The following is a 1,629-nucleotide window of genomic DNA, read 5'->3' on the forward strand; positions in this document are numbered from 1 at the left end:
GGCTTTGGGTGGTTAGTATCAAACGCCTCGTCATGGGCGCACATGCTCGGGTACGGGAATATCAACCCGTTGTCCATCGACTACGCCTGTCGGCCTCGCCTTAGGTCCCGACTTACCCTGGGCGGATTAGCCTGGCCCAGGAACCCTTGGTCATCCGGCGGCAGAGTTTCTCACTCTGCATTCGCTACTCATGCCTGCATTCTCACTCCCACACCCTCCACGACTGAGTTACCTCGCCGCTTCCCTGGATGCAGGACGCTCCCCTACCCATCCACACCACTAGACAAGAACCACGAAGGTTCAAGCCGATGTATTGTGTGAATGACACAGCTTCGGCGGTGTGCTTAAGCCCCGCTACATTGTCGGCGCAGGACCACTTGACCAGTGAGCTATTACGCACTCTTTCAAGGGTGGCTGCTTCTAAGCCAACCTCCTGGTTGTCTGGGCAATCCCACATCCTTTCCCACTGAGCACACACTTAGGGGCCTTAGCTGGTGTTCTGGGCTGTTTCCCTCTCGACGACGAAGCTTATCCCCCGCCGTCTCACTGCCACGCTCTCACTAACCGGTATTCGGAGTTTGGTTGATTTCGGTAACCCGGTAAGGCCCCTAGACCATCCAGTAGCTCTACCCCCGGCAAGAAACACGTGACGCTGCACCTAAATGCATTTCGGGGAGAACCAGCTATCACGGAGTTTGATTGGCCTTTCACCCCTACCCACAGCTCATCCCCTCAGTTTTCAACCTAAGTGGGTTCGGGCCTCCACGACGTCTTACCGTCGCTTCACCCTGGCCATGGGTAGATCACTCCGCTTCGGGTCTAGACCACGCGACTACATTCGCCCTATTCAGACTCGCTTTCGCTACGGCTACCCCACACGGGTTAACCTCGCCACGCAGCACTAACTCGCAGGCTCATTCTTCAAAAGGCACGCCATCACTTATCACAGCTCTGACGGCTTGTAGGCACACGGTTTCAGGTACTCTTTCACTCCCCTCCCGGGGTACTTTTCATCTTTCCCTCACGGTACTCGTCCGCTATCGGTCTTCAGGAAGTATTTAGGCTTACCGGGTGGTCCCGGCAGATTCACAGCAAATTCCACGAGCTCGCTGCTACTCGGGAACACCAAACAAACAATCAACAATGCGTTTTCGCGTACGGGGCTCTCACCCACTCCGGCCGCCCATCCCAAGGCGTTCCACTAACACATGCGATCATTCCGAGGACTGTCAGATCCTCGACGCTGGGTCCCACAACACCGCCTGCACAACGCCTGACAGCTTGACATACAAACGGTTTAGCCTCTTCCGCTTTCGCTCGCCACTACTCACGGAATCACGGTTGTTTTCTCTTCCTGCGGGTACTGAGATGTTTCACTTCCCCGCGTTCCCTCCACACACCCTATATATTCAGGTGCGGGTAACACCACATCACTGGTGCTGGGTTTCCCCATTCGGAAATCCTCGGATCACAGCTCGGTTGACAGCTCCCCGAGGCATATCGCAGCCTCCCACGTCCTTCATCGGCTCCTGAAGCCAAGACATCCACCATGTGCCCTTAACAACTTGACCACAAAGATGCTCGCATCCACTCTACAGTTCTCAAACACCACACCAGAAACAAACGCGT

Annotated in this window: 1 other annotated feature (only partly in view). The window is 55.6% G+C overall.

The annotated features are described in order from the left end of the window. Positions 1–1,571: a sequence feature (mutual gap in cmsearch alignment for this rRNA model is longer than 100), on the bottom strand; it reaches 1,487 nt to the left of the window's first position. Between the last annotated feature and the right edge of the window lie 58 nt (positions 1,572–1,629).

It is taken from the genome of Amycolatopsis sp. NPDC003731 (assembly GCF_053586895.1).